A 22,242-nucleotide genomic window follows, 5' to 3' on the forward strand; every position below is an offset into this window, starting at 1 on the left:
TGCTAGTAAAAATGGCCTATTAAAGCGTGCTGTATTTGTTACGCAGGCGTTGTCTGACCAAGTCGGCCAAGGTATTGACCACAAAGGTAAATAAGAACAGCACCAAGGCAGCCAAAAACAAAATTCGATAATGACTGCTGCCCAGTGCTGACTCGCCCATCTCCACGGCAATGTTGGCCGCCAGAGTACGCATCCCTTCGAAAATATTGGCGTTCATTACTGGCGTATTACCGGTGGCCATCAAGACAATCATGGTTTCACCGACGGCGCGGCCCATGCCGATCATCACCGCAGAAAAAATACCCGGACTGGCGGTTGGCAACACCACTCTGACTAAGGTTTGCCAAGGCGTTGCGCCGAGCGCTAAAGAGCCATGGCTGAGTGATTTCGGCACACCAAACAAGGCATCTTCAGCTATCGAATAGATGGTTGGAATCACCGCAAAACCCATGGCAAAACCAACCACCATGGCATTGCGCTGGTCAAAATCAATGCCTAGATCATTACTCAGCCAGTTGCGCATATCGCCATTAAAAAACCACAGCTCCATCGGCTGGCTTAAGCTAAACGACAACCAACCGAGCAACACCACCAGCGGCACTAAAACCACCACATGCCAGCCTTCAGGGATCAGATCACGGATGCGGTCAGGCAATTGCGCCCAAGCAAAAGCAAAGGTGACAATACCCAGCGGGATAATCAGCAGCACCGCAAATACACCCGGCAGGTGGGTTTCCATAAAGGGCGCAAGGAACAAGCCCGCAAAGAAGCCTAAAATAACGGTTGGCAGCGCCTCCATCAGTTCAATCACCGGCTTGATTTTTCGGCGCACCGCGGGTGCCATAAAGTATGCGGTGTACATTGCGCCGCACACCGCCAGTGGCACCGACAGCAACATCGCATAAAACGCCGCTTTCAGGGTGCCAAAAGCAAGCGGTGTGAGGCTGAACTTAGGTTCAAAATCGTTAGAGGCTGATGACGACTGCCAGGTATATTGCGGCTCGCTATAACCTTCGTACCAAACTTTGCCCCACAGCGATTTCAGTGAGGTTTCTGGGTGCGGATTGTCGATCGCATACCGATGAAAAACACCCTGTGCATCTTGCATTAACAACATCGAGGCGCGGGGCGCTAAGGCAGCCAGCAGAGGCTCTGCGTCGAGCAGCGGCTGATCAATCGCAGTTTTTTCTGCGGTGGTATTAAACAGTCCGACCCGTCCGCGACTATCCACCGCCACAAAGCCTTTGCGACGCTGCTCAGCTTCCAGCACTTTAATCGGTGCATCAGCTAGTTTTAAGGTACGAATTTTAGTCAGCTGCTGCTGATTGTGCTCATCGCGCACCATAAAATACTGAGTAATCTGCCCTTGTGAGTCACCGATTAATAATGATTGCTGCGCCAGCTGAAAGATCATCTGGGTTACCTGCTGCCCAGGCTTAACCAATGCCAAGGTATGCGACAACTGAATATTCTGCAGATCCCTTGAGTCATACACATCTAGATGACCGCTGCTACGCAGGGCGAAAATGTAGTGATGGTCAGGTGCGATCAGCACACGCTGATATAAGCTGGTGCTTGGAAAAACGATTGGCTCTAGCGTTTCCTGCACTTCACCGGTTATAAAATTACTGCGCTGACGCAGCAAGACCATCACTACCTCTCCCTTATCCACTAAGCCGGCCAGCAGCACCCCATCAGGCGCTGTCTGCTGAGTAATGTAGTGCAAAGGGCGTTGTTGCGAGTCCAACTGCAAGGGTTTGCCGTTAAACAGTTGCGTGACCTGTGGTTTAACACCCAAGCGCTGGCCTTGCGCATCAAAGTCCACTTTAAAAGTGGTTGCCACCGCGAGCGCTTGGCCATTATTCAGGCCTAACAACAGCGTGTCATCACCTGGTGTTTTAACTTTAATACTGCTAATTGCAGCGTCCATTAACGGCAGTTGCTGCTCAGAGACGGGCTGGCCGTTTTGCGCATTAATAAACAGTAGCTTGCCACTTTCGGTCAGCAGCGCCGCAATTTCATTTTGCTCTTCGGTAAACATGGTCAGAATCTTGTCAGCACGTACCGACTCTGGCAGCTCAAAACTGCTTTCTTGCTCAATGCTGGCGCTTTTAAACAGCGGCATCACTTCATACAATAGGTAAAAGAAAATCAGCGTAATCGCAACAATCACGCTCAAACCACCCAGCGCAATTGCCCGTCGCGCAAAGCGATCTTTCCAAGCACGAAATTTACGCCGAGTGCGCATGCGAGGACTGTTGAGTTCCTGCTCTAATAGCGACGATATATCCTGCATAGCCTGACCCTTGAAGAAACTTTGTCTGCACTTTAAGACTTTTGTGTGACAGTTAAATGACAAACAAAAAAAGGAGCCGAAGCTCCCTTTTTTATGTGTGACTTGAATCCTTACAACTCAAGATCTTTATACAACTTCTCAACCACAGTGGCCGGCAATGGTACATAGCCGTCACGGTTAACCACTTCTTGACCTTGCTTGGACAGCATCAGCTTGACGAACTCACGGTCTAACGGTGCTAAGGCCTGGTTAGGACGCTTATTCACATACACGTACAGGTAACGTGATAATGGGAAATCGCCCGAGGCGGCTTGCTCAGGTGTGGCTTCGATAAACGGCTCACCCGCTTTTGCGGCCAAGGGTACTGCACGTACCGATGAGGTGCGGTAGCCAATCCCAGAATAACCGATGGCATTTAACGACGATGACACCGACTGCACTACTGAAGCAGAACCTGGTTGCTCATTTACGTTGTTTTTAAAGTCACCTTTACACAAGGCATTATCTTTAAAGTAACCGTAAGTACCTGACACTGAGTTACGGCCGTAAAGCTGAATCGGTCGCTCAGCCCAGGCATCACTCAAGCCCAGATCACCCCAGCGCGTAATGTCTTTACCTGTGCTGCAGCGGCGTGTTGAGGAGAAAATCGCGTCGACTTGCTCAATGGTCAGGCCTTCAATCGGATTATCTTTGTGCACATACACTGCCAGCGCATCAATCGCCACTGGCACAGCAGTCGGGCGATAACCGTAGCGCGCCTCGAAAGCTTGAATTTCACTGTCTTTCATCGTCCGTGACATCGGCCCCATATTGGCCGTACCTTCCGCCAAGGCTGGCGGCGCTGTTGAAGAGCCAGCAGCTTGGATCTGCACATTGACGTTGGGATAATTCTTTTTAAACTCTTGCGCCCATAACGTCATTAGATTCGCTAAGGTATCTGAACCGATGCTGGTCAGGTTGCCTGAAATACCACTGGCACGCTCGTAGTCGGGCAGTTTTGCATCCACTGCGGCCGTAGCTGAAAACGTTGAAAACGCCGTACAAAGAGTTAGCGCCGTAGCAAGTGCTTTGATTTTCGCGGTCATAGAGATCTCCGATTGATTCACCAAGCTGAACTGATACCTTTGCATCAGTACGGAAGCCTGCGCCATCCGATGACTGCATACTAAGTCGCTTAAATGACAGTTTAATGAAAGCGCTGATATTGCTTAATTTGTTTATCAGAGTATTTCTGTCGGGCTTTCAGCAAAATGATGTATGTCATACTACAAGTCGCCTTTTCAAAGAGTAAACAACCATGTTGCAGTCCAGAAAATGGAAAACCATTTGTGCTCTAATCTTTGTCAGCGTACTCGCTGCATGGTTGTTGTTTGGCTCGAACCCACTGGCCAATGCCAACGCTGGTCAGTCGATTCTGCAACAACAAATCGAACAACTCGCCGATGTTAAACAGACGACACCCAGCCCGCTGTTTACTGGCAGTAAACCAACCCTCATTAAGCTGTGGGCCAGCTGGTGCCCGCTCTGTTTATCCGAACTGCAAGAAACCCAAGACTGGAGCAGCGATCCTGACTTTGCCGGTGCCAACTTAATCACCATTGCCTCACCCGGTATTTTAGGTGAGCAGAAAACTGCAGCCTTTAAAGAATGGTATGCGGGGCTAAATTACCCACAGTTACCGCTGCGTTTAGACCCAAGCGGGCAACTGATTAAAGCGCTGGGAGTGAAGGTCTACCCGAGCTGGGCGGTCTTGGATGCAAAAGGACAGTTGGCGCGAGTGATCAAAGGCAGCATCAATAAATCGCAAGCTCTAGCCTTACTGGATAACCCTGCAGCTGATTTAGCGGCTCATCAAGGCACCTTTTATCAGCCGAAAAGCAACCAAGCGGCGACTCCCATCAATGCCAAAACCATTTACTTGGCCGGTGGTTGTTTCTGGGGTGTCGAAGCCTATTTCGAGCGCATTGATGGCGTGATCGATGCTGTTTCAGGCTATGCCAATGGCCGTACTGACAACCCCAGCTACGAAGATGTGATTTATCGTAATACCGGCCATGCGGAAACCGTCAAAGTCACCTACAACCCAGACAAACTTAGTCTTGATGATATTTTGCAGTATTACTTCCGTATCATTGACCCAACCTTGCTCAACCAACAGGGTAACGACCGCGGCAGCCAATACCGCACCGGCATTTACAGCACGCAGGCTGACGAACAAGCAATAGTTGCTGCCGCGTTAAGTAAGCTGCAAGAACGCTTTAAAAAACCGATCGTGGTGGAAAACCAACCGCTGCTGCAGTTCTTTGATGCCGAGGAATACCATCAAGACTATTTAGTGAAAAACCCCAATGGTTACTGCCATGTTGATCTGAATAAAGCCGAGCAACCCTTGCCCGGTAAAGCACCTGCAGAAGACAAACAAGTCAAAGCCTTTGATCCCAGCCAGTATCAAAAAGCTGACGCCAACACATTAAAGCAGCAACTGACCCGCGAGCAGTATCAAATCACGCAAAACAGCGGCACTGAGCGTGCCTTTAGCCATGCCTATGATGATTTGTTTGAGCCTGGCTTGTATGTGGATATTGTCAGCGGTGAGCCATTGTTCAGTTCGCAAGACAAATATCAGTCCGGCTGTGGCTGGCCGAGCTTTGTCAAACCCATTAGCGCCGCTGCCGTCACCGAGCATGTCGACACCAGCTACAATATGCGCCGTGTGGAAGTGCGCAGTAAACTGGCTGACTCACACCTCGGCCATGTATTCCCTGATGGTCCGCCTGATCGCGGCGGGCTGCGCTATTGCATCAACGGCGCGAGCTTAAACTTTATCCCCGCAGAGCAAATGGCCGCGCAAGGTTATGCCCAGTGGCTAAAGGCTGTAGAATAAACCTCTCTATTGAGTGCTGCTCGCTCTTCGACTCTTAATTGATACAGAGGCCGAAGAGCTTCTAGCCTGCAGACTGATAAGTCGCTCTAGCACTCGCACACCCGCTTAATGTTACTTAACCGTCACTGCTTATCAGTGACGGTGCACTTTTTTAGCTTAGGAATACTGATGCTGCAATCATTAAAAAACACTTGGTTTTACAATATCCGTGGCGATGTGCTGGCTGGATTGGTCGTTGCCTTGGCGCTGATTCCCGAAGCCATTGCGTTTTCTGTGATTGCTGGCGTTGATCCAAAAGTCGGTCTCTACGCCTCGTTCTGTATTGCCATCGTGATTGCCTTTGTCGGCGGTCGTCCTGCGATGATTTCTGCCGCCACCGGCGCGATGGCGTTATTGATGGTCAGTTTAGTAAAAGAGCATGGTTTGCAGTATTTACTGGCTGCGACCTTACTCTGCGGGCTTTTACAGATCGTCGCTGGCTACTTAAAACTAGGCTCGCTGATGCGCTTTGTTTCGCATTCAGTAGTCACAGGCTTTGTCAATGCGCTGGCTATCCTGATTTTTCTCGCCCAACTCCCTGAACTAACCAATGTCACTTGGCATGTGTATGCCATGACGGCTGGCGGTTTAGCGATTATTTACTTGTTCCCCTATGTGCCGAAACTGGGCAAGTTAATTCCCTCGCCGCTGGTGTGCATCATCACCTTGACCATCATCGCCATGAGCATGGGTTTAGATATCCGCACCGTTGGTGATCTTGGCCAACTGCCCGATACCCTGCCGATTTTCTTATGGCCCGACGTGCCGCTGAACTGGGAAACTCTAAGTATTATTTTCCCGTACTCAGCCGCTTTAGCCATCGTTGGTCTGCTTGAGTCCTTAATGACGGCGACCATCATTGATGAAATGACTGACACAGACAGCGACAAAAACCGTGAATGTAAAGGCCAAGGTGTGGCGAATATTGTCGCTGGCATGCTCGGTGGCATGGCCGGTTGCGCAATGATTGGTCAGTCGGTGATTAACGTTAAATCCGGCGGCCGCTCACGACTCTCAACCCTCTGCGCTGGGGTGTTTTTATTACTGCTGATGCTGTTCTTAAGCGAATGGCTACAACGTATTCCGATGGCCGCACTGGTAGCAGTGATGATTATGGTATCGATCGGCACCTTCCGTTGGGGTTCACTACGCACGCTGAAAACCTATCCACTGTCGACCAATATTGTCATGATCGCCACCGTGGTCGTGGTGGTTTTCACTCATAACTTAGCTTATGGAGTGTTGACTGGCGTGCTACTGGCGGCGATGTTTTTTGCCAACAAAGTTGGCCATTATATGGCGATTTCCTCACGCCTCAGTGCCGACAAAACAGAGCGCACTTATGACGTCACCGGCCAAGTTTTTTTCAGCTCCGCGGATAAGTTTATTGCTGCTTTCGATTTGAAAGAGCCGATCAAGAAAGTCATCATTGATTTAAGTCGCGCGCACTTCTGGGACATCACTGCGGTCGCAGCGCTGGATAAAGTGGTGCTGAAGTTTCGCCGCAATGGCGTGATTGTCGAAGTGCTGAGCTTAAATAAAGCCAGCGCCACCATCGTTGACCGTTTTGGTGTGCATGACAAACCCGACGCCATTGATCAATTGATGGGCCATTGATCAGCTGATCACTATCACTATCACTGGCGCGGCGCAGATCGCTAACGTGCCAGTGGAGAAGCGAAGCTTATTGGGCTGGATGGATCGCACGGAATAACTGCAAGCTGCTATTGAGTGCACCTTGCATATCGCCACTGTCCAGCCAATCAGCGCAGCAACCAAGCTGCAACGCATCATTCCAAATAAACGGCTGGCCTTGGCGAACACTAGTGTCATGGCGTGATAAGCGCCAGTAATGCGAGGTGAGCACCTGCGCTGTCTGCTCAATCGCAAAATGTTGGCAGAATGCCTCAATCAAAGCATCGGGCGAATCGTGCTGCGCCGCAGCAAAAGTGCTGTGTAGCATCCACACTTCGGCTAAACCGCGCGCGGTGCCTCGTGCAGGCTTACTGCTTTCGCGAATGGCAGTATGCAGCAGTGGATGACCACCACGGTAGACATCAGCGCTGAGATTCAGCGGCTGACTAAAACCTACAGCGCAGACATATTGCGCAAGGCTCGCATCCGCGACTGTTTTACACTCTTTAAAGCCGTCAAAGTCTTTCAGCAAATCATAGGCTTGCTCAGCGGGACTGGTGACGATCACCTTGTCGGCTTCGGTCAGCACTTGTCCGTCTGCATCGAGCAACTGCCAGCGTCCAGCACTCTTTTGCAAACGCTGGACACGGCTGCCGGTCAGCGTATCAATGTGCCCAGCAATCTGCTTATGCCAAGTGTTCATTGAGGGCGTGGCGCATAAGGTGGTTTGCATCTGCGTATCAGTGGTCGCATCAAAACGCGCACTCGGACGCTGCCAAGCGGAGACAAATCCAGCACGAATCCACGCCTGCTGCTTGGCCAGTAAAACAGGATCGAGGTCTGCATTCATTGCAAACTCAGGCGCACCCAAATCGACCGAATAATTTTCATCAATTCGTCGACGGCTGCAGCGACCACCAAGACCGCGGCTTTTCTCGAGCAAACGGCAACTGACGCCAGCCTCATCTAATAAACTGGCGATAAAACAACCGGCTGTACCTGCGCCAATAATGGCAACCTCGACACTCACTGACGTCATAACACCCTCTGACAAATAACTATGCGGCAAAACAATAGTGGATATGCGTATTGTTGTACACCTCTGTTTTATGTATAACTATTTGTTAATTGCATCAACACAGCGTTAATAGAGTAGAAACTCCGATGAGCGATAGCAGCCCCAGCACCCAAACACAGTTTCCGATTCGTGAATTAAGTGCCCGCACTCAAGTCAACACCGTGACCCTTAGGGCATGGGAGCGCCGCTATGGGCTATTAAAACCACAGCGCACCGCTAAAGGACACCGCCTGTACTCTGAAGATGATGTCGCTACCATCGAACGGATTTTAGCCTTGGTCGCACGCGGTGTACCGCTCGGCAAAGTTAAACCGCTGCTGCAAGAAGAAGCGCCAGCTCTGCCACAAGATGACGCCCAGCAAAGCTGGCAAGCACTGCAAAGTGAGTTACTAGCCGCCATTGATCAGTTTTCTTTTAGCAAAGTCGAACGGCTGATCCAAGAAACCTTGGCCAGTTACCCCACGCCAATTTCCCGTGAGCATTTATTCGAGCCGCTGTTTGCTGTACTGACGCAGCGCGATGATCAGCAGGCGGCGTTTAGCTTTACTGAAAGTGAACTACTGCGTTACACCTTGCTGCGCTTAAACGCCAAAGTGGCGCAAAAAAAACAAGCGTTGTCGGTGACCTTAGTTGCCGGGCAACCGGCACCGATCTGGCGTTTGGCCTTGATGGCCTTAGAACTAACCGATTTGCAGGTATCAGTGAATTTACTCAGTCGGCCCTTTAGCGTAGCGGCTGCCATTCATCTGGCGGCGCAGCGTGCAGAGAGCTTTACTGTGTTTTATCAAGATGGTATCTGGAAAGATAAAGAACAGGAGCGAGTCAGCGCAGCACTGCTCGACAATCCGCGCTTATTTATGTGCGGCACAGCGGCCATGCTCACGCCCTTGAACAGTCCTGGGCGGGTGTTTACCGAGGTCAAAGATTGCATTGCAGGTTTACTCAAACAGCAAGAGCGCTGATCTGCTCAACAGAGGTGAATCATGAACATACTCATCACCGGCGGCACAGGCTTAATAGGTTCGGCGTTTATTCGTCAATTTGACGATCACCAATACACCGTCCTCACCCGCTCACCCGCGCAAGCAAAAATTCAACTGCCCCCTTATGTACAACTGATTGATTCGTTAGAACGTTTAGACAATCTCGATGACTTTGATGCGGTGATCAATCTAGCCGGTGCGGCGATTATTGATAAACGCTGGAGCGACGAACGCAAACAAGAAATCTGCAATAGCCGCTGGCAACTGACTGAGCAGCTGGTGACATTATTTGCCCGTAGCACAAAGCCTCCCGCCGTATTTTTAAGTGGTTCGGCGATTGGCGTGTATGGCCATCATGGCAATGACGAGTTGACTGAAGACAGCACCGTGCAGGAAACCGATTTCCCGACCAAGCTGTGTCTGCGCTGGGAAGACATTGCCCGTCGCGCTGAGCCTTATACCCGTGTGGTGCTATTGCGTACCGGTATTGTGCTGGCGCCCAAAGGTGGTGCGCTGGCGAAAATGCTGCTGCCGTTTAAATTATGCCTCGGTGGCCGGATTGGTTCTGGCGAGCAATATATGTCATGGATTCATTACCAAGACCATATTCATGCCATGCGCTATTTATTAAGCGAAAGCAGTCTGTCGGGTCCAGTTAATTTAGTTGCACCCAACCCGCAAACCAACAGCCAATTCACTCAAGCCTTGGCAAAAGCCTTAGGTCGTATCGCCATTTTTCCAGTTCCCAAACAGGTGATGCAGTTACTCCTTGGAGAATCGGCCTGTCTGCTCCTCGACAGTCAAAAAGTGCTGCCCAAGAAGCTGCTAAACAGTGGCTTTAAGTTTGAGTACCCACACTTAGCGGCTGCACTTAACAATGCCGTGCGCAGCAAAACCAATCAGTGACAGACAAAGGATCGCTATGAAACAGCTCTTAATCATTGCCCATGGCAGCCGTCGCAAAGGCTCTAACGAAGACGTGCAAATTTTGGCCAGTAAAGTCGCCATGCATTTAAATATACCGGACGATGCTGTACAAGCCGCCTTTTTAGAATTGGCTTCACCCTCGATTGGTGAAGCCATTGATGCCTGTTTTCAGCGCGGTTGCGACGAGATCACAGTGCTGCCGTATTTCTTATCACCGGGTGTGCATGTGATCAGTGATGTCCCTGAAGAAATTGCTGCGGCGCAAAGTAAATGGCCAGGAAAGACCATCACCCTACTGCCGCATATTGGCGCGACAGAGGCAATGGTAGATTTAATTGCCCAGGCGTACTGAGACTCCAGCAAACACTCGCAGCGCTGGCAAAGTGCTGCGAGCCGGCAAACTGCGCGCTGCGCACCCTCAAACAACACCCTCTACTCTGTAGACACTTGTGAACCACATCTGGGCTTTGTCTTCAGCATTCGCCTGTTAAACCTTTAAGACTAAACACTGTCACGCCAGCACTAGACTTTAAACCTCTACTCTTTAAACTCTAGGCCAGCATCCTATGCAGGCTTATAGCCATCATTGAGATTTCTGTGGTATTCCTGTTTAAGCGGATACGGGCAAGCTTTAGCGCTATAGAAAAGCCAAGCGAAGCCGATATGCTGACTAAGTTACCCAATCATATTGTGACCTATCCTGTGCACTAGAAGCTGTGGGAAGGTATAGCCCGAGGTTTTATGCAATGAGAGATTCAATCAGCAACGTTATCCAGTCGATTTTGCAGGGCATTGGCATTCGCAGTATTGATAAACAGTTTTTATTTTCTTACAGCTTAATTGCTGCTTTTACCTCTGTGATTGCGATTCATTTATTTTTATCTCTTAACAATGATGCTGCAGGCATTAACGTGGCTGGTGCGCAGCGCATGCTCAGCCAAAAAGTCGCAAAAGAAGCGTTGCTAGCGGGGCAAGGACTCGGCAGTAAAGACGACGTACTCGCTACCATTACTCAGTTTGAGAGCGCTCATCAAGCCTTACTCAGGGGTAATCAGCAACTCAACATTTCAGCTGTAACAGACAAACAAGCATTGGCACAATTACAAAACGTTGAGCAGCTGTGGAAAGATTATAAGCAAGCCATTCTCAGCTATCTCGATAACCCATCAAACACAGCACACCTGCAAGCATTGTATGAGCGCTCGCCAATTGTATTAAAAGAAATGAATGCAGCTGTTTTGATGATGGAAGAACAAGTCAACCGCGACAGCAAATCGCAAGTTTTACTGGCCGCAACAGCATCCGTAATTGTGTTAATTCTAGTTACTTTAGGGCGCATGTTCGGTATGACAGTGCTGATGCAGCATGTTAATTATTTACGCGAGCATCTTGAAGATGTCGGTAATGGCGATTTCTCGCACAAGCTAAAAATAGACAACCCAAACAATGAAGTGGGTGCCATGTTTACCGCCTATAACAATATGACAACGCATATTGGTGAAATCATTGGCGGCGTTATCCATTCAACCGCTGAGGTCAGCACAAATATTGATCAGATCAGCCACCGGCTAAAAGAAACCGTGCGTGGTGTGGAGCGCCAGCACTCGGAGATCGATCAAGTCGCCACTGCCATGAATGAGATGGCAGCGACCGTGCAAGAAGTTGCACACAACACCGTCCTAACCGCAGATTCAGCCAAACAAGCACGTGAAGAAGCCATAACCGGTCGTGCGGTGGTGACACAAACTATCGATAGCATCAGTGCATTAGCAAAGCAGGTAGAAGAAGCCGTGCACGTCATGTCGCTGCTGCAAAAAGACAGTCATGAGGTCGGGCAAGTCATGTCGGTGATCAGCAGTATTGCTGAGCAAACCAACTTGCTTGCACTCAACGCTGCGATTGAAGCTGCTCGTGCCGGCGAGCAAGGTCGAGGCTTTGCGGTGGTAGCGGACGAAGTACGTAGCCTAGCGCAGCGTACGCAAAAATCTACCGAAGAAATACGCACTATTATTGAACGCTTACAGTCACAATCAAGTAAAGCGGCCGAAATGATGTTAGAAAGCCAAGAGCGCGCGCAATCAACTGTTTCAGCCACAGCAGCAGCGGATAGCGTACTCAACCGTATCGTTGAATCAGTCACTCAGATTACCGATATGAGTAATCAGATCGCCACCGCAGCTGAAGAGCAAAGTCAGGTGGCCATGGAAATGGATCGATCGATTACCAGTATTACCGGCATTGCTGAACAGACCACAATTGATGCATCAGAAACAGTCCAAGCCACAGCAGACATTCATGGCCATATGGATAAATTAAGCCTATTAATTTCGCGCTTTCGCGCAAGTACTTAATTAAACGTTGCGTGAAACGATGAGCGCGTACCACACCACAAATAAAACAGGCGTCTAAGTACAACTTGAGCGTCTGTTTTACTCAAAACGCCACTACTCTTGATTAATCAGTTCTTGCACCTGCTGCTTGAGTCCATCCATGGTGACCTGTTCACCAGGGATTGGCTCGCCGATATTCAACCCCACACGACTCCAGAAGCCACGACGGAAAGGTGTCGACATCGCTGCGCCATCAACACGACTGAAATACGAACCCCAGAGATTTTTTAAGCCCATCGGTATCACCGGCACGGATAGACCATCGGCGTGCGCGGTCTGCAGAATCTTCAATAAGCCGGCTTTAAACTCGCCCAGTTCGCCGTTTCGAGTGATCGCGCCCTCTGGGAAAATAGCCAACACATCACCATTTCTAAGCACTTGAGCGGCTTGCTGAAAAGCTTTCTCATAGGCTACTGGATCTTCTTTTTGCGGAGCAATCGGGATGGCTTTGGCCAATTTAAAAATCCAGCCGAGCACTGGAATCTTGAAAATACGGTGATCCATGATGTAGTAAATTGGCCGTGGACTCGCCGCCATCAATAACACCGCATCAATAAAACTGACATGATTACAGGTCAAGATCACCGCGCCTTCACTTGGAATCACCTGCTTATTGGTCACTTTGAAACGGTAAATTAAATGCGAGAGCACCCACGATAGGAAACGTAAAAAGTACTCTGGCACCAACATAAAAATATAGAAGGTCACCAGCGCGTTGAGCACACCGACCACCAAGAACACTTCCGGAATGCTTAAACCATAAGCTAAGAGCGCTCCCGCTATTAAAGAGCTGGCAATCATAAATAGCGCGTTAAGAATGTTATTGGCGGCAATGATTCGAGCGGTATGGGTTTTCTCCGTACGCATCTGAATCAACGCATACATCGGTACGCTGTATAAGCCGGCAAACAAACTCAAACCCAACAAATCGATCAGTACGCGCCAATGCGCAGTGTTCTGCACAAAGGCAGTGATGCCCATTTCTACACTGTCAGGTAAACCCCGCGTAGCAAAATACAAATCAATCGAGAAAATACTCATGCCGATAGCACCAATCGGCACTAAGCCAATCTCCACCTGACGGCGACTGAGGGTTTCACAAAGCAGTGAACCGATGGCAATACCTATGGAGAAAACCACCAGCAACAACGAGGCAACCTGCTCGTTACCATGCAATACTTCTTTAGAAAAGCTCGGAAATTGACTTAAAAACACCGCGCCAAAAAACCACATCCAACTGATGCCCAGCATCGAACGAAACACCGCTGGTTGCTCGCGGGCCATGGCCAGATTGCGTAACGTTTCACTGACTGGATTCCAGTTGATCTTCAGCGCTGGATCGGTCGCAGGTAGCACGGGCACCGCTTGCGCAGTCAAACGACCTAATACTGCTAAGACCATACAGGCAGCAGCCACCTGATAATGACCAATTTCCGGCACTGCGATCATCAAGCCGCCGGCGACGTTACCCAATAAAATCGCCACGAAGGTGCCCATTTCAATCAAGCCGTTACCGCCGGTTAGCTCATTGGGCTTCAGCACTTGCGGTAAGTAAGCGTATTTTAACGGACCAAAAATAGTGGATTGTAGTCCCATTAAAAAAGTGCAAATCAGCAAGATAACCGGACTTTGCAGCAGAAAACCTGCCGTACCGAGCAGCATAATGACGATTTCTAAATCTTTGACGTAACGAATCAACTTGGTTTTCGCAAACTTATCGCTGATTTGCCCTGAGGTGGCGGAGAACAATAAATACGGCAAGATAAATAACGCAGCAATCACCAAGCCGGCAATACTCGGCGGCATCCAGCTGATACTGAGCTGGTAAGTCACCATTACGGTAAAGGCAAATTTAAAGAGATTGTCGTTGGCAGCGCCAGCAAATTGCACCCAGAAAAACGGTGCAAAGCGCTTTTGCTTCAATAGTCCAAACTGACTCACTTCTGTATCTGAAGACTGTTCATTTGACGATTTCATAGCGCCTCGACCTATCCCTTAACTTGGCATACACACTTTAATATGCAGATCACTAAACCACTGCACAGCCAATATCCGCATGGGCTGCTGGCAGAATTACAAAGTGCTGGAGTATAGAGCAATTAAGCCAATGAAAATGCGCCTTGTTTAGCGTTTAACATGCCCAATCAGTTACTGGTCTCTAGCGTACATGCGCCAGCCAAAGACCTAGCATAGTCTGGCATCTTTGCAGCTGTAATCTGGCAAGAAAGCTGACATCTCACCCAAGACTAAAAAACTGTGCGATAACAGTCAGCTTTAATCGTGTCTGCTGCAATATTTCAACGAGCATTACACTTAAGGTATTGTGTTGAAAAAGATGTTTGATACAACCACGACAACAATAATAAATAGCTGGCAATGACCCGCTCAAGGAAATGCGCTATGCACAACGTCTCTTCGCAGGATACAACTGCACCACTGACGGCGATTATTATCGGCACGGGCTTCGCTGGCATCGGCATGGCAGTCGCACTGCGACAGGCCGGTATCACTGACTTTAAAATCCTAGAAAAAGCCCATGATGTCGGCGGAGTTTGGCGCGACAACAGTTATCCCGGCGCCGCCTGTGATGTGCCCTCACACCTCTACTCGTTTTCCTTTGCAGCCAATCCAGACTGGACTCGCGTATTTGCTTCGCAGGCAGAGATTTATACGTACTTGCGCCAGTGCGCGCGCCAATATGGATTAACCCCGCATATCCAGTTCGGCGCTGAAGTGCAGCACGCCGAATACAACGAGGCCAGCGCGCTCTGGCACGTCAGTCTCAACGACGGCAGTCAGTTGCAAACCTCTTTGCTGATTACTGCCACCGGCCAACTGAGCCGCCCAGCGCTGCCTAAACTGGCCGGGATAGAAACCTTTCAAGGCCACGCGTTTCATTCCGCTACTTGGGATCACAGTTACAACCTATCCGGCAAGCGCGTGGCAGTGGTTGGCACCGGTGCTTCTGCGATTCAGTTCGTACCCGCTATCGCTGATCAAGTTGCCCATCTCAGCGTATTTCAGCGTTCGCCTGCCTATCTAAAGAAACGCCCTGATCGTGCCTATACAGCGTGGGAAAAAACTATATTTCGTCACGTGCCTGGCGCAATGAAGCTGCACCGTGCGGGTATTTATCTACGCTATGAAGCACAAGCACTGGCCTTTACTCGGTTCAAAGGCTTAATGAAATGGGCAGTCGGACGGCCTTTCCAAAAATTGCTGGCCAAGGACGTTGCCGATGTCGAACTGCGTGCCAAGTTAACGCCTGATTATCCAATTGGCTGCAAACGTATTCTGCTGTCCAGCGAATACTTAAAAACCATGACTAAAGACAATGTTGAGTTGATCACTGAAGGTATCAAGCGCATCACCGCAAACGGCATCGAAAGCAACGACGGCGTCGAGCATCCAGTGGATGCCATCATCTATGGCACCGGCTTTGCGGCCACTGAGTTTTTGGCACCGATGCGCATTACTGGACGCAATGGCGTCGATCTCAATGACGCTTGGCAGAAAGGTGCACAAGCCTATCTTGGGATGAGCGTACCGAACTTCCCTAACTTTTTTATGCTGTATGGTCCCAACACTAACTTGGGCCACAACTCCATTGTCTACATGCTCGAAAGCCAGATTGCTCACGTACTACGTTGTTACCAAGCCATGCAAGCAACTGATTCAAGCACGATTGAAGTGGACGCCAATCGTTACCAAATCTTCAATAAAAAAATACAACAGCGCCTCGCCAATACCGTATGGCACGGCTGCAAAAGTTGGTATGTGGATGAGTCAGGACACAACAGCACAAACTGGCCGGGCTTTACCTTGTCTTACCGTTGGCTGACACGCTTCTCCAGCTTACAAGCCTACCGTCTCACTCGCGCTTTACCCGGTATTATCGGTGCAGCCGGCGGCATTAGGATTGCCGAACCGCAGGACAGCTTAGAAAAACTCAGCGCATCGGTCTTGCGTGGCTTTTTACGCGTGGGCTTTCGATCCTTTATGGGACCACCTTTTGCGGCAACCACCCAGCGTCGAGTGATCGGTATTTTCTCAGCGCTCACCCCTGGTGTTGGCGCTGTCACTCGTAGGCAGATCACCATCAAGGCTATGGCTACCCAAGTCATTACGCCGAAGAAAACCAAAGCAGGCGGCGTTATTCTGTACCTGCATGGCGGTGCTTTTTGCCTCGGTAACGCTTATTCACATCGCAGCATCAGCACCCGCCTAGCGGTTGAGTCAGGTATGCCGGTGTGGTTGCCTGAATACCGTTTAGCGCCTGAGCATCCCTACCCAGCAGCGCAGGACGATGTGCTTGCCTGTTATGACGCCTTGCGCAAAGATTATGCGGCTGAGCAGATTGTCATCGCTGGCGACTCGGCAGGAGGAGCACTGGCGTTAGCACTAGCACTGACCCTACGAGCACGAGGTGATCATCCTGCGGCTGCGTTATTACTGATTTCACCGGTCACCGACAGCTCACTGAGCGGGCATAGCTTGGTTTCTAAATACGGTGAAGACCCCATGCTTCGTCGTGGCTGGCTGGAGCAAGCGCTGAGTTGGTACAAACCGCCGCTCGATGCATCGGCACAAAACCCTCTTGCGGTCGACTTAAACGGACTACCACCGATGCTGGTGCAAGTGGGCGAGCAAGAATTACTTTTGTCTGACTCCACACGACTGGCAGAGCACGCCAGCAACTGTGGCGTAACATGCAGACTGGAAATATATGCAGCGCGTTGGCATGTCTTTCACTTACAGGCCTTTTCGTTAGGTTCAGCACGCCAAGCTATCGCGACACTCGCTATGTTTGCCCGCGAGCAGGTCAGCCAGTCTGCTGCCAAAGTGTCTACGCAGGTAGCCAACTCGGCTCGGCAACCTTGATCGGTGCTGACAATAAAAAACGGCGCTGAATCACTTCAGCGCCGTTTCTTGAAACAATATCTGTCTGTTTAGCTGGCTAGTTTTTTGCTTTTACTTTTAACAAAAGTCAGATTCAAAAAGTGCTCTAACGAGTCATCTAAAATATCTAACCAAGGTTCTGGCAACTCAGGTGCCAAGGTGTTGGTTAAGGTCGAACGATAGGCTTTTTCACGAAAGCCCATAATATTTGCCAGCTTATCTTTTTGCCATTGCTTAAGAATATCGCCCTGCTTTTCGACGGCAAATTCAGGGTAATCAGTGGCATTGGTTAAATCACGAATATACTTCGCCTGAAACTCGATATCACCGTCAACATTGTCTACTTGTGCATACTCAGCCAACCACTTTTGCTCATCGGCTTGGCGAGTTTCTAAATCTGGCAGTTTGATCTGCTCCAGAATCACATCACGGGCATACCAAGCTTGCGCATCAAACATATTGAAGGTGAAGTATTGATCCTGCATACCTAAATAGATCAGTTGCGGGTTAGGCTGCCAGAACACACCTTTGTATAAATTTTCCGGATACAAACAGTTATGGGTTTGTAGGCGTAGCTCATCAGGCATAAACGGGAAGTGGAATAAATAGCCCGTACACATAATCACTGCATCAAAACGCTGACTGCTGCCATCAATAAAGTGTGCGACATCACCTTCAAAACGGGTAATCACCGGCACTTCTTTAATGCCTTCAGGCCAGTCATAGCCCAACGCATGGCTGCGGTAGCTGATAGTGACCGAATTGGTGCCGTACTTGTAACACTGAGTACCAATATCTTCGGCAGAATAACTACTGCCCACTAAAAGAATATCTTTATCTTTAAACTCTAGCGCATCACGGAAATCATGGGCATGCATGACACGACCAGGAAACTCTTCCAAACCTTCAAAATAAGGCATGTTGGGTGTTGAGAAGTGGCCGGTAGCAACGACAACATAATCAAACTCATTGGTTTCCTGCTCACCGGTTTTATGGTTCATCACCGTGACCGTAAACAGCTTGGTTTCTTCGTCAAAGGTCACCCAACGCACTGGGCACTCAAAGCGAATGTACTGGCGAATATCTTGCTTATTGATCCGTCCCATAATGTAATCCTTGAGGACTTCACGCGGCGGATAAGAGGGGATCGGCTGACCAAAGTGCTCTTCAAAAGAATAGTCAGCAAACTCTAAGCATTCCTTTGGGCCGTTTGACCACAGATAGCGATACATACTGCCGTGGACGGGCTCACCGTTGCGGTCTAAGCCTGTGCGCCATGTGTAATTCCACATGCCGCCAATATCATTTTGTTTCTCGTAACAGACGATTTCTGGCAGGTTTTTAACCCCTGCTAAACGTGCTGCTTCAAACGCACGTAACTGCGCTAAACCACTTGGACCTGCACCTAAAATAGCTATTTTTTTCTTAGTCAAAACATACTCCCTACAGTTAATCTGCAAGTATTGTAACATTTTTTGACAATCGTTGTTTTTATGACCATTTGGCCGCCAATTGAATAATTGGTAATTTTTCGTTCAAGAATTGTTATCAATGCCAAGATACGAGTCGTCTATCGACCTAAACAGCTGTGTTATTCGCGTTTTAACACAGCAAAACAGACTATTTTCACAGCCTGTAATAGCAGCATGATTCCAGCAGCTGCTATGTCAGATCAGCCATAAAAGACCGAAAAGCCTGAAGCACCAACGCAGGTGCCTCTACCTGTGGATAATGCCCGACGCCTGGCAATTCAGTGATCGGCTGTTTACCGACTAGCTCGCGGTAGCGCGTCACCATGTGTGCACCCGAGATAGGGTCTTCAACACCATCGATCAGGCATAAAGGTCGACTTGTTTGCTGCAGCGCACCGACCCAACGGCTACGAAACTGACGTCGCTCGCTCATATAACCAATCAACTTATGAAACACCGCAAGCCCATTATTTGTATTAATCAGTTGCCAGAAACCTTTCAGGTCTTCCTCAGACAAGGGTTGGGCGCAAATTTGAGTTAAGTTACGGCGAAAGCTTTTCTCATTGATCATGCGTGCCAGCAAGAAACCCAACGGACTGATCAGCAGCTTTTGTAACAACACAGGCTTGTGCGTCTCAGGGAATAAACCACCATTAAGCAAGGTCATACTGAGAATATTGGTTTCACCTTCTAAATCACGCGCCAACAACTCTTGCGCCACAGTGTCGCCATAGTCATGCGCCAGCACATGGTAACTGTCGATATGCAGATGCTTTAATAAGGCTTGTTGCAGATCCGCTTGCACAGTAATTCGGTAATCACCTGTGGCCGGCTTGGCACTCAAACCAAAACCCAACATGTCAGCCGCAATCAAGTAATAATCTTGCGCCAACTCTGCCCACAGATGACGCCAATCCCAACTGGCAGTCGGAAAGCCATGAATCAGCAGCAAGGCAGGTTTAGTTGATTCACCAGCACAGCGATAGAAAATGCGCTGGCCATGAAAATCAAAATACTCTCCAGCACTGCGCCACTCCGCAAGGCTCAATGGCGCTGGCAAGACGTTAATCTCAGACATTCGACTCTCCGCTTTATATTTAAGCGTTCTTATTTTTTTCATCTTGCAGCAAGACCGAGATCATCATCGGCTTTGTACTGGGCAGCTCATCATCGCTTAAAGCTGATAAGGCGCACCAAGGCGATCAAGACGACGCAATAATCCAGGCCAAGCCAATTGACCGCCGGCGTTACGAGTCACCGCTTGTCCCGCTTGCTGAATACCGGCCAAAATCGCATCAGGAATCGTAATCAGTTCTTGGCCACTGCTTTGTGCCAGCAATTGAATCTCACAAGCGCGCTGCAGAATATACATATTGAGAAACGCATCAGGGATGCTCGCCGCACAAGTCAGTAAGCCGTGATTACGCAGCATCAAAAACTGCGTGGCACCCATATCAGCCACCAGACGCTGCTTTTCCTCGGGGTTTAAAGCAACGCCTTCGTAATCGTGATAACTCAAACCTGATAATGGAAACAGCGACTGTTGCGACAACGCCAGCAAACCCTGCTGCTGGATCGATACCGCAACGCCTTCTTTGGTGTGCAGGTGCATCACACATTGCGCATCCTCACGGGCTTCATGCACGGCACTATGAATGGTAAAGCCGGCAGGATTGATCTCGTACTCCGACGCCATCACCTTGTTACCCTGCAAATCAACTTTTACTAAACTGGACGCACTGACTTCCTCAAACAGCATGCCGTAAGGATTGATCAGAAAGTGATGCTCAGGCCCCGGCACGCGTGCCGAAATATGGGTAAAAATCAAATCATCCCAGCCGTATTGCGCAACAATGTTGTAGCACGCGGCCAAATTGACTCGCACCTGCCACTCTTCTGCAGACACCTGATCACGGATACTTGTGGTATTCATCGGCCATTCCTCTGTCATTATTTTTGTTAGTTCAGACTAAACGCTCTCCATTTTTACCATACCAGCGCTGGATATGCTTGAGCCTATTGGTTTGGCTAAAGTAGAGCAACTAGCCACAAAGCAAAGCAAAGCATCGCTATTGGCTTGGTGCTTGCAGTGGTCGCAAATAACGCAGATAAAATTGGTTACTAAACAGCTCATTAGGATCATAGGTCAGCTTCAGAGCAGCAAATTCAGCAGCCTGGGGATAGGCCTGCAAAAACTGTTCAACTGATGCGTGCGGGCGATAGGGTAAATAATAACGACCGCCAGCTTTCAGGCTTGCATCAATAAGCTCAGCAGTCATCTGCTGCATACTTTCTTCAGCAGCCTCTGTGCGCGCTTGGCTAAACAGCATCACCACCGCAATCATGTTTTGATCGGCATAACGCAGGAATGTATCACTGTCTTTGCGTACATCACGCAGTGTGACATTCAGTAAATCCAGACCATGCTGCGGTATGATTTGCCCCATCTGCTTTAAAAATTCTGCGAGCTGATCTGCCGGGACAAAGTACTCGTGCAGGATGTCAGTCTGCTCATCTTGACGATTGCTATACAGCGCTACCGGACTATTGAGCAGTTGGTTACGCGACACAATACTGGCACCGATTTTCTCACCAAAAGCGCTTTCTAAGTTCCAGCGCAGTCTTTTTCCGTAATCACTACCAACCGAACTGCGAAATACCGTGCGCTTTAGCGGATCAAGAGATACAGGCTCTAAGGTTGGAAGAGGCTGCGTGATGCCATCAGCATTGCGATAAACCGTCAGAATTGCATCTTCAAGAAAAGATTGTTCTGCCACCCGTAAGCGACCGTAGGCCATTTCCACAGAAGCATCGCCATCCACCACCTTGTGCATCACCTTGGCGAGGTGCGCTGCTGGAATCGAATAACGCTCAACCTGATACCACTGATTGGCAACCGTCCACAACTGCGCTTCTAAGATGATCCCAAACAAGCCGTAACCACCCAGCGCCAACGAGAAAAGTTCAGGATTTTCTTCACGACTGCAGTGCAGAATGCGCCCATCGGCGATCAATAAACGCAAGGATTTGACTGACGAGGCAATCGGTGCACGCTTAGCTTGCCAACCATGCACATTAGCGCTGAGCGAGCCACCCACAGAGAAAGAGCTGTCCGATTGCATAATCGCTACTGAGCGACCGTGTTCGTTAAGGAAAGGGATGACCTCATCCCACAAAGCACCCGCCTGCACCGTCAGCACTCGGCCATCAGCGCTCAACTTCATCGCCTTAAAGGGCAGCATATCAATCACAATGCCATCCGCAGCAATAGTATGGCCACCCATGGAATGCCTAGCACCAGCGATGGATACCGAAAGCTTCTCGCGCTGGGCTCTAGCGAGCAATTCGATCAACTGCTGTTCAGCCGCCTGTGGCGCTGCAGGTATTTGCCACACTTCCTGCACCCGTGCGCTACTCAGGCGACTAGCATCATCAACATGTTCAGTGGCGACAGCTGTAATCGAGTTCTGGTCGTGCACGGCGGTCGCCACTAAATGCAGCGCTGGCACACCCAATGCGATGAAGATGGCAACGACTATAGAAAGCTTCAACAAGCGACTGAAACGCACGATTTTTTTCATGATTTATTCTCAACCGAGCTTTTTCCAGCAGCTTAATACCTTGGTTAATCATTTACAG

Annotated in this window: 15 protein-coding genes; 7 read left to right on the forward strand and 8 right to left on the reverse strand. The window is 49.5% G+C overall.

The features are described 5' to 3' along the window. Positions 1-19 precede the first annotated feature (19 nt). Both H591_RS0112920 and H591_RS0112925 read right to left on the reverse strand, forming a co-directional pair. Positions 20-2,296: an ABC transporter permease subunit gene (locus H591_RS0112920; RefSeq protein ID WP_022967386.1), complete on the reverse strand. Its 2,277-nt coding sequence runs from the start codon at positions 2,294-2,296 to the stop codon at positions 20-22. A 110-nt stretch (positions 2,297-2,406) separates the two neighbouring features. Further along, positions 2,407-3,381 carry a PstS family phosphate ABC transporter substrate-binding protein gene (locus H591_RS0112925; RefSeq protein ID WP_028244430.1) on the reverse strand — a complete coding sequence of 325 codons (975 nt, stop codon included), beginning with the start codon at positions 3,379-3,381 and terminating at the stop codon, positions 2,407-2,409. A 212-nt stretch (positions 3,382-3,593) separates the two neighbouring features. Here H591_RS0112925 and msrAB point away from each other — a divergent pair, with 212 nt between their 5' ends. Further along, positions 3,594-5,180, forward strand: coding sequence for a bifunctional peptide-methionine (S)-S-oxide reductase MsrA/peptide-methionine (R)-S-oxide reductase MsrB (gene msrAB / locus H591_RS15450; protein ID WP_022967388.1), 1,587 nt, complete (start codon positions 3,594-3,596; stop codon positions 5,178-5,180). Positions 5,181-5,348: 168 nt separating this feature from the next. Then, positions 5,349-6,836, forward strand: coding sequence for a SulP family inorganic anion transporter (locus H591_RS0112935; protein ID WP_022967389.1), 1,488 nt, complete (start codon positions 5,349-5,351; stop codon positions 6,834-6,836). 67 nt (positions 6,837-6,903) lie between these two features. Here H591_RS0112935 and H591_RS0112940 read toward each other — a convergent pair whose 3' ends face one another. Next, entirely contained in the window at positions 6,904-7,893 is a 990-nt protein-coding gene (locus H591_RS0112940; RefSeq protein WP_022967390.1) for an NAD(P)/FAD-dependent oxidoreductase, read from the reverse strand. A 125-nt stretch (positions 7,894-8,018) separates the two neighbouring features. Between H591_RS0112940 and H591_RS15455 the strand changes: the two genes are divergently transcribed. The 4 genes from H591_RS15455 to H591_RS0112960 all read left to right on the forward strand — a co-directional run bounded on the left by H591_RS15455 (position 8,019) and on the right by H591_RS0112960 (position 12,193). Further along, positions 8,019-8,894, forward strand: a complete 876-nt coding sequence (locus H591_RS15455; RefSeq protein WP_022967391.1) for a MerR family transcriptional regulator — start codon at positions 8,019-8,021, stop codon at positions 8,892-8,894. A gap of 21 nt (positions 8,895-8,915) precedes the next feature. Next, entirely contained in the window at positions 8,916-9,821 is a 906-nt protein-coding gene (locus tag H591_RS0112950; protein ID WP_022967392.1) for a TIGR01777 family oxidoreductase, read from the forward strand. A 16-nt stretch (positions 9,822-9,837) separates the two neighbouring features. Next, a complete protein-coding gene (locus tag H591_RS0112955) occupies positions 9,838-10,194 on the forward strand; it encodes a sirohydrochlorin chelatase (protein WP_022967393.1) in 357 nt (118 codons plus the stop codon). Between the two features lie 394 nt (positions 10,195-10,588). Continuing rightward, positions 10,589-12,193 (forward strand): methyl-accepting chemotaxis protein, encoded by a 1,605-nt coding sequence (locus H591_RS0112960; protein WP_022967394.1) that lies wholly within the window; start codon positions 10,589-10,591, stop codon positions 12,191-12,193. 93 nt (positions 12,194-12,286) lie between these two features. On the opposite strand, the gene H591_RS0112965 is transcribed toward H591_RS0112960, so the two are convergent. Next, on the reverse strand, positions 12,287-14,209 hold the full coding sequence (locus H591_RS0112965) for an MFS transporter (protein ID WP_022967395.1): 1,923 nt from the start codon (positions 14,207-14,209) through the stop codon (positions 12,287-12,289). A 423-nt stretch (positions 14,210-14,632) separates the two neighbouring features. On the opposite strand from H591_RS0112965, the gene H591_RS0112970 reads away from it, so the two are divergent. Continuing rightward, a complete protein-coding gene (locus H591_RS0112970; RefSeq protein ID WP_022967396.1) occupies positions 14,633-17,113 on the forward strand; it encodes a flavin-containing monooxygenase in 2,481 nt (826 codons plus the stop codon). 68 nt (positions 17,114-17,181) lie between these two features. Here the strand turns inward: H591_RS0112970 and H591_RS0112975 are convergent, their stop codons facing one another. The 4 genes from H591_RS0112975 to H591_RS0112990 form a co-directional block, all read right to left on the reverse strand. Further along, positions 17,182-18,564, reverse strand: coding sequence for an NAD(P)-binding domain-containing protein (locus tag H591_RS0112975; protein WP_028244431.1), 1,383 nt, complete (start codon positions 18,562-18,564; stop codon positions 17,182-17,184). A 229-nt stretch (positions 18,565-18,793) separates the two neighbouring features. Beyond that, complete coding sequence (locus H591_RS0112980) at positions 18,794-19,681, reverse strand: alpha/beta fold hydrolase (RefSeq protein ID WP_022967398.1); 888 nt, start codon at positions 19,679-19,681, stop codon at positions 18,794-18,796. Positions 19,682-19,777: 96 nt separating this feature from the next. Then, entirely contained in the window at positions 19,778-20,536 is a 759-nt protein-coding gene (locus H591_RS0112985) for a class II aldolase/adducin family protein (RefSeq protein ID WP_022967399.1), read from the reverse strand. Positions 20,537-20,672: 136 nt separating this feature from the next. Further along, complete coding sequence (locus H591_RS0112990; RefSeq protein WP_022967400.1) at positions 20,673-22,184, reverse strand: FAD-binding oxidoreductase; 1,512 nt, start codon at positions 22,182-22,184, stop codon at positions 20,673-20,675. Positions 22,185-22,242 lie beyond the last annotated feature (58 nt).

Source organism: Denitrificimonas caeni DSM 24390 (genome assembly GCF_000421765.1).
GTDB classification, from domain to species: Bacteria; Pseudomonadota; Gammaproteobacteria; order Pseudomonadales; family Pseudomonadaceae; genus Denitrificimonas; species Denitrificimonas caeni.